Source organism: Guyparkeria sp. (genome assembly GCF_046545975.1).
GTDB lineage: Bacteria > Pseudomonadota > Gammaproteobacteria > Halothiobacillales > Halothiobacillaceae > Guyparkeria.
The window spans coordinates 1-7261 of record NZ_JBKGYT010000080.1 but is presented as its reverse complement, the minus strand read 5'-3'; the positions used below and the strand labels follow the sequence as shown (position 1 = coordinate 7261).

Genomic DNA, 7261 nt, shown 5'->3' with positions numbered 1-7261 from the left:
TGATCCGCGACCGCCACGAGGAGATCCCGGAAAACCCGGACGATCCCTGGAGGCACTACCTTTAACTCTGCACGGCTTGACGATTTCACGATGCCCGGCCTGACGCCGGGCATTTGCGTTATGGCACAAACTCACCGGACGGACCGGCATGCAAGACGAGGAACTGCTCCGCTACGGGCGGCACATCATGCTCGACGGCCTGGACTACGAGGGCCAGGAACGGATCATGCGATCGAGGGTGCTGGTCGTGGGTCTCGGCGGGCTGGGTTCGCCGGTTGCCCTGTATCTCGCGGCCAGCGGGGTGGGTGAACTGCACCTCGCCGATTTCGACGAGGTGGACTTGAGTAACCTGCAGCGCCAGATCCTGCACGACACCGCCCGGGTCGGTCGTCCCAAGACCGAATCCGCCGTCGAGCGGCTCGGCGCGCTCAACCCGCTGGTGCGCCTGCATCCGATCAACCGCAAGCTCGAGGGCGCGGCGCTCGACGACGCGGTGGCGGGCATGGACCTGGTGCTCGACTGTTCCGACAACTTCGAGCTGCGCTTCGCGCTGAATGCCGCCTGCTCCCACCACGGTATCCCCCTGGTCTCCGGGGCGGCGATCCAGTGGGCCGGCCAGGTCACCGTGTTCGATCATCGCGATCCGGATGCACCCTGCTACCGCTGCCTGTACCGGGAGGAGGGCGAGGACCAGCTGCGCTGCGCCGAGACGGGGGTGCTCGCCCCGCTGGTGGGCATGATCGGCAGCCTCCAGGCGGCCGAGGCCATCAAGGTGATCACCGGCAGCGGGCGTCCGCTGGTCGGGCGGCTGGCACTGTTCGACCTGCGGGACGCGGAATGGCGGACCGTGCGCTTCCGCCAGGATCCCGACTGCCCCGTCTGCGCCTCCCGTCGCGCCGTCCGCGGCGTTACCGGCTGGTAGCCCGGCCGGCTCGGTTCGTCGCCGGCATCCCCGCCAGCGTCTCGGTGACTTCCTCGACCAGCCTGGGGCCGTGGTAGATCAGGCCCGTGTAGAGCTGCACCAGGTTCGCGCCGGCCTCGATCTTCTCCCGGGCGGCCTCGGCCGAGTCGATGCCGCCCACGCCGATGATGGGGAAATCTTCCGGCAGCCGCTCGCGCAGGGCGCGGATCACCCGCGTGGAGCGTTCCCGCACCGGCCGGCCGCTGAGCCCACCGCGCTCGTCGGCGTGCGCCATGCCCTCGACCCCGTCGCGGGCCAGCGTCGTGTTGGTCGCGATGACCGCGTCGATGCCGTGTTCCACCAGTGCCTCGGCCAGTTCGGGAAGTTCGTCCTCCTCGATGTCCGGCGCGATCTTGATCGCCAGCGGCACGTACCGGCCGCTCTCGGCCTGCAGGCGCGCCCGCTCGTCGACCAGGCCGCGGAGCAGGGCGGTGAACGCCTCGCCGCCCTGCAGGTCGCGCAGGTTGGCGGTGTTGGGCGAGGAGATGTTGATGGTGACGTAGTCGGCGTGCGGGTAGACCGCGGCCAGCCCTGCAAGGTAGTCGTCCAGGGCACGCTCCATCGGCGTGTCGAAGTTCTTGCCGATGTTGATGCCCACCGGGACGTCGCGCCGCGCACGGGCGAGGTTGTCCAGGGCCGTCTCCAGCCCGTCGTTGTTGAATCCCATGCGGTTGATCAGGGCCTCGCCCTCGGGAAGGCGGAACAACCGCGGTGCGGGGTTGCCCGGCTGGGGGCGCGGCGTGATCGTGCCGACCTCGATGAAGCCGAATCCCAGGCAGGCAAGCCCGTCGACGTGGGCGGCGTTCTTGTCCAGGCCGGCGGCCAGACCGACGCGGTTGGGAAAGTCGATCCCCATGATCGTGACTGGGTCCTCGGCCACGGCCTTTTTCTGCCATCCGCACCATGGCGTGCGGGCGGCCAGATCGAGCATGCCCAGGGTGACGCGGTGGGCCGTCTCGGGTGCCAGACGGAAGAGGAGGGGGCGGACGAGCGTGAACAGGTTCATCGGCGGTTTCGCTGTCGGGCGTGGTGAATGTGGGACCTCGTGTCGCCGGGTGCGCCACCGGGTCGGCGGCCATCTTAACGCGAAACCGAGCAGGCCAGGTCGCGTCGGCGGGTGAGGATTCCGGCTGATATACTCGCCTTCCGTCCCCGGCGGACAGAGACGCGGCCCGACCGGACGCGACCCATCTGCCTTCCGTGCCATTGCCCGAGCGCTGCCCATGAGCCAACAAGTCCCAGATAACCAAACCGCGACCGACTGGCTGGACCGCCGGCACGTGCACGTGCTCGTGCTCGGGCTGGCCGTTGCGATCGGCTACGTCTGGGGGATCGGAACCCTGCCGCTGTTCGATCTCGACGAGGGGGCGTTCACCGGCGCGACCTGGGCCATGTTCGAGCGGGGCGATTTTCTCGTTCCCTACCTGAACGACGAGCCGCGCTTTGCCAAGCCGGTGCTGATCTACTGGCTGCAGGCCCCCTCCGTGGCCGTGTTCGGCTTCCACGAATGGGCCTTCCGCCTGCCCTCGGTGCTCGCCTCGACCCTCTGGGTGGCGATGATCTACCTGTTCGCCGACCGCTACCTCAATCCCCGCGCGGCCTTCTTCGCCACGCTGATTCCCGCCACCGCGATGATGACCACCGTGGTGGGCAAGGCCGCCATCTCGGACGCCGTGCTACTGCTGTTCCTCACCGGCGCGGTGTTCGCCACCTTCAACCACTGGGTCAGTGGCGAACGGCGCTGGATCCGCTGGGCCTATCTCGCCATGGCGCTGGGTTTCCTCACCAAGGGTCCGGTCGCCGTGGTCATCCCGGCGGCCACGAGCTTCCTCTTCTACCTGATGACCGGCAAGGGCCGGGCCTGGTGGCGCGCGGTGCTGGACTGGCAGGGCCTGCTCCTATTCGTGGTGGTGGCCGTGCCCTGGTACGTGCTGGTCTGGCTCGAGTACGGCCAGCTGTTCATCGACGAGTTCTTCCTCAAGAACAACCTCGGGCGTTTCGATGAGCCCATGGAAGGGCACTCGGGGGGGTACTGGTACTACCCTGTGGTCACCTTCGTGGCACTGCTGCCCTTCACCGGCGCGGTGCTGACGTCACTGCGGCACTTCCGCAGTGACTGGGTGAATCCCCTGCAGGCACCGGGGTCGCTGCCGCTGGCCCTGCGTCGCTTCGGCTGGATCTGGTTCCTGGTCACGCTGCTGTTGTTCACCTTCTCGGGCACCAAGCTGCCGCACTACCTCGGCTACGGGCTGGTCGGGCTGATGCTGGTGATGGGCTCCCACCTGCCGCAGGTGCGAAGCCGCGCGCTACACCTGCTCCCCGTGGCGGCCTTCCTGCTGTTCGTGCTGGCGCTGCCGACGCTGGTGAATCTCTACCATGACCAGATCAAGCCCAGCTACGTGCAGGACATGCTCGCCGAACGGGACCGCTACTTCGGCGCCGCGTGGTACGTGGTGGCGGGACTGTCGCTGCTGCTGGTCCTGCTGCCGCTGGCTAGCCGTCGCTGGCCGCTCCCCAATGTCCTCGTGCCGGCGGCGCTGTCGTTCGCCATCGTGGTCAACGCGCTGGTGCTGCATGCCGTCGGACAGATGCAGCAGGGGCCCATCCGCGAGGCCGGCCTGATGGCGCGCGATCTCTCCGGGGACCTGGTCATGCGGGGCATGAACACGCCCAGCTTCGGCGTCTACGCCCAGCGCGTGGTCGAGCGGCGCGATCCGCGCGCCGGGGACCTGCTGCTCACACGGAACAAGCACGCCTCCGGGATCCCGGGCGAGATCCTCTATGCCCGGGGCGGAGTGGTGCTCGTGCGTGTCGGCGAGGATGACCCCGCCGCCGGGCCGGCGGACTAGTCTGCGCGCTGGTGGACTATCCTCGTTGAAATTGGCAATGTTTCGCCTGTTAAGGAAATCACCTCATAGTCCCTCGACCGGCCTTCGGGCGGACGGGCCTGGCGACGATTTCCCCGCCATTGACACCGACCGGGGCCGGCCGGTACCGAATACCAGGAGACCATCCTCATGACCGATTCGCGCAACAACCGCAGACGTTTCATCACCGCCATGGCCGGTGCCGGCACCGCCGCGCTGGGCATCGGGCAGGCGCGCGCCGAAGACGAGATGCGTTTTCCCGGGGACGACCCGGAACATTTCGTGATCTACCAGCTCAACCACGGTGACGTGGACTACCAGACCCACGTGCTCAACTCGATGAATGCCATGATCGGCAAGTACGGCGACAACGTGCAGATCGCCGTGGCCTGCTTCGCCAAGGGCATCCACATCCTCGCCAAGGAGCCCAAGCGCGAGGTCGACGAGGAGATCTACGCGCGCGTCGCGGGGTTCGCCGAGAACTACAACGTGGAATGGATCGCCTGCGGCAACACCATGGACACCGTCGGCTACAGCGAGGACGACATCCGCGATTTCGCCCGCATCGAGCAGGTCGGGGCGGCGGCGCTGATGGAATACCAGGAAGACGGCTACGCTTACATTGCCTGGTAAGGCACCCCGAGCCCCATCATTCACCCGATACAAGCAACAGGACATTCCCTTGGACGAGCTGATCATCCGCCAGCCCGACGACTGGCACCTGCACCTGCGTGACGGCGCCATGCTCGACGCCGTGGCGGGGTTCTCGGCACGGCAGTGTGGCCGCGCCATCATCATGCCCAACCTGGTCCCGCCGGTCGCCACGGTGGCCGAGGCCCATGCCTACCGGGACCGCGTGCTCGCCGCGGTCGGGCCGGGAAGCGACTTTCAGCCCCTGATGACCCTGTACCTCACCGATCGGACCACGGCCTCGGACATCGAGCAGGCCGCGGCCGATCCGGCCATCCACGCGGTCAAGCTCTACCCGGCCGGCGCCACCACCAACTCCGAGAACGGTGTCACCGACCCGCTGGCGATCGAGCCGGTGCTGGGCGCGCTGGAGCGCACCGGGCTGCCGCTGCTGGTTCACGGCGAGGTGGTCGACCCGGCCGTGGACATCTTCGACCGCGAGGCGGTGTTCATCGAGCGCGTCCTGACGCCGATGCTCGAGCGCTACCCGAACCTGCGGGTGGTCATGGAGCACATCACCACCGCCCAGGCGGCCGAGTTCGTGCGCTCCCAGGGGGATCGCCTCGGCGCGACCATCACGGCGCATCACCTGATGTTCAACCGCAACGCCATGCTCGCCGGCGGTATCCGCCCCCACTACTACTGCCTGCCGATCCTCAAGCGCGAGGCGCATCGCGAGGCGCTGCTCGAGGCCGCCGTCGACCCGTCGGGCAAGTTCTTCATGGGCACCGACAGCGCCCCGCACCCGAAGGGGGCCAAGGAATCCGCCTGCGGCTGTGCCGGCGCGTTCACCGCCCCGGTGGCGATTGAGCTCTACGCGCAGGTATTCGATAGCCTCGGGCGGCTCGATGCCCTGGAGGCCTTCACCAGCCTGAACGGCCCGCGTTTCTACGGCCTGCCCGTCAACGAGCGCCGCCTGCGCCTGGAACGGCGCCCCCAGCGCGTGCCGGAGCCGGTCAAGGCCGGGGATGACGTGGTGGCACCCCTCCTGACCGGCGAGGAAATCGACTGGACGGCGACCCTCCTCGATGACTGACGCGCTGACCGACTGGCCCGGGGCGCCCGGCAGGGCGCGCCTGCGGATGGCCGGTGCCCCGTCGTGGCAGGCCGGTTTCAAGGCGAGCCCCGAGGCCTTCCGTGTCGACGAGGACCTCGGTTTCGAGCCGGCCGGGACCGGCAATCACTGGCTGCTGCGGCTGGAAAAGCGGGACATGACCACCGGCGCGCTGGTCGACCGGGTCGCCGCCATCACCGGCACGAAGCCCCGCGACATCGGCCTGTGCGGTCTCAAGGACCGGCAGGCGGTGACCAGCCAGTGGCTGAGCGTCCCGCACGAGACCTTCGATCCGGCGGCGTTCGAGGCGGCCTGTGCCGCCGAGGGCATCGGGCTTTTGGCCATGGACCGGCACGACAAGAAGCTGCGTCGCGGCATCCACCGGGCCAACCGCTTTCGCCTGGTGCTGCACGACGTCGCCCCCCGCCCCGGCGAGGACGCGCCGGCACTGGCCCAATACCTGGCCGAACGGCGTGAACGCCTCGCCTCGCGCGGGTTCGCCAACTACTTCGGCGAGCAGCGCTACGGCCGCGGCTTTTCCAACCTCGAGGCCCTGCGCGAGTGGGGGCAGGGCGAGCGCCGCGGCAGCCCGAAGCGGGCGGCCCGCAACTGGCTGCTGTCGACCCTGCGATCGGCGATCTTCGACCGCGTGCTGGCCGACCGGCTGGAGCAGGCGACGGTCGCCACCGTGCTCGAGGGCGACGTCCTCAGGCTCGCCGGGTCCCGCAGCCGCTTTGTCGCCGAGGCCGACGAGATCGACGCGCTGCAGCGCCGCCTGGATGCCGGCGACCTGTCCCTGACCGGCCCGCTGTGGGGCGAGACGGGCACGCAGGCCGTGGCGGCGGTGGGCGAGCGCGAAACCGCCCTGGCCGACGCCATGCTCGAGCGCTGGGGCCGGGAATCCTGGCAGCGCCGGCTGGTGCAGTGGCGCGTCGAGCCCGATCGCCGGCCCTTGACGATCCCGGTTGCGGACCTGGCGTTCGAGGTCGGCGAGGGGACGGTGACCCTGTCGTTCTCCCTGCCACCGGGCAGCTACGCCACCGAGCTGGTGGCCGAGCTGTTCGCCCCGCCCGCGTGAGAGAAAGGAGGCACGCACGCCATGCTGGAATCCATTGTCGCCCTGATGGGCTCGATCGTCCTGGTCGCGCTGACCGCCCTGAGCGGCGGGCTGTTCCGGCCGGACGACTGGTACCGCAACCTCGCCAAGCCCGCCTGGACCCCGCCGAACCGGGTCTTCCCAATCGCCTGGGCGATCCTCTACCTGCTGATGGCCGTGGCCGCCTGGCGGGTCTTCGAGGCGGAGGATTCGATCTGGCGGACGGCCGGGCTGGCGCTCTACCTGGTCCACCTGGGTTTCAACGCCGCCTGGTCCTGGCTGTTCTTCGGCCGTCACCGGATCGCTGCGGCGCTGACCGACATCCTCGTGCTCTGGGCGCTGCTCACACTGGTGATCCTGCTGTTCGCCCAGGCAAGCGGGCTTGCCGCCGCGCTGCTGGTACCGTACTGGATCTGGGTGGGGTTTGCCGCCGCGCTCAATGCGCGCGTCCTGCGCCTGAACCCCGACGCGTCATCGCCCTGACATCCCTCGCTGCGAGACTTCCGCCCTGGTGCAAACCCGGCGTAAACCCGGGCGCATGCGCAGCGGCCCGGGCGCCGGTTCGCCGTCGGGGCGGCGCTTTGGGTAGAATC

At 69.0% G+C, this 7261-nt stretch carries 7 protein-coding genes; 6 read left to right on the top strand and 1 reads right to left on the bottom strand.

Annotation, left to right across the window (positions count from 1 at the left end; translation table 11 throughout):
* Positions 1-148: 148 nt before the first annotated feature.
* The gene (locus ACLFMY_RS07540) at positions 149-922 is read left to right on the top strand and encodes a HesA/MoeB/ThiF family protein (RefSeq protein ID WP_410764021.1); all 774 of its coding nucleotides are present in this window, start codon (positions 149-151) and stop codon (positions 920-922) included.
* On the opposite strand, the gene ACLFMY_RS07535 is transcribed toward ACLFMY_RS07540, so the two are convergent.
* On the bottom strand, positions 909-1967 hold the full coding sequence (locus ACLFMY_RS07535; RefSeq protein WP_410764019.1) for a quinone-dependent dihydroorotate dehydrogenase: 1059 nt from the start codon (positions 1965-1967) through the stop codon (positions 909-911). The two genes, ACLFMY_RS07540 and ACLFMY_RS07535, sit on opposite strands and share 14 nt — an antisense overlap.
* A 217-nt stretch (positions 1968-2184) precedes the next feature.
* Here ACLFMY_RS07535 and ACLFMY_RS07530 point away from each other — a divergent pair, with 217 nt between their 5' ends.
* From ACLFMY_RS07530 to ACLFMY_RS07510, 5 genes are all read left to right on the top strand, one after another.
* Entirely contained in the window at positions 2185-3810 is a 1626-nt protein-coding gene (locus tag ACLFMY_RS07530; protein WP_410764017.1) for an ArnT family glycosyltransferase, read from the top strand.
* Between the two features lie 168 nt (positions 3811-3978).
* Positions 3979-4461: a DsrE family protein gene (locus ACLFMY_RS07525; protein ID WP_410764016.1), complete on the top strand. Its 483-nt coding sequence runs from the start codon at positions 3979-3981 to the stop codon at positions 4459-4461.
* Positions 4462-4510: 49 nt separating this feature from the next.
* Positions 4511-5554, top strand: a complete 1044-nt coding sequence (gene pyrC, locus ACLFMY_RS07520; RefSeq protein ID WP_410764014.1) for a dihydroorotase — start codon at positions 4511-4513, stop codon at positions 5552-5554.
* Positions 5547-6650 (top strand): tRNA pseudouridine(13) synthase TruD, encoded by a 1104-nt coding sequence (gene truD, locus ACLFMY_RS07515; protein WP_410764013.1) that lies wholly within the window; start codon positions 5547-5549, stop codon positions 6648-6650. Before pyrC ends, truD begins: the two co-directional genes overlap by 8 nt.
* A 21-nt stretch (positions 6651-6671) precedes the next feature.
* Positions 6672-7151 (top strand): TspO/MBR family protein, encoded by a 480-nt coding sequence (locus tag ACLFMY_RS07510; RefSeq protein WP_410764012.1) that lies wholly within the window; start codon positions 6672-6674, stop codon positions 7149-7151.
* The last annotated feature ends 110 nt before the right edge of the window (positions 7152-7261 follow it).

Coding starts and splice junctions, on each gene's coding strand:
- ACLFMY_RS07530 (WP_410764017.1), top strand. CDS start 2,185: ATGAGCCAACAAGTCCCAGATAACCAAACCGCGACCGACTGGCTGGAC.
- ACLFMY_RS07540 (WP_410764021.1), top strand. CDS start 149: ATGCAAGACGAGGAACTGCTCCGCTACGGGCGGCACATCATGCTCGAC.
- ACLFMY_RS07510 (WP_410764012.1), top strand. CDS start 6,672: ATGCTGGAATCCATTGTCGCCCTGATGGGCTCGATCGTCCTGGTCGCG.
- ACLFMY_RS07535 (WP_410764019.1), bottom strand. CDS start 1,967: ATGAACCTGTTCACGCTCGTCCGCCCCCTCCTCTTCCGTCTGGCACCC.
- truD (WP_410764013.1), top strand. CDS start 5,547: ATGACTGACGCGCTGACCGACTGGCCCGGGGCGCCCGGCAGGGCGCGC.
- ACLFMY_RS07525 (WP_410764016.1), top strand. CDS start 3,979: ATGACCGATTCGCGCAACAACCGCAGACGTTTCATCACCGCCATGGCC.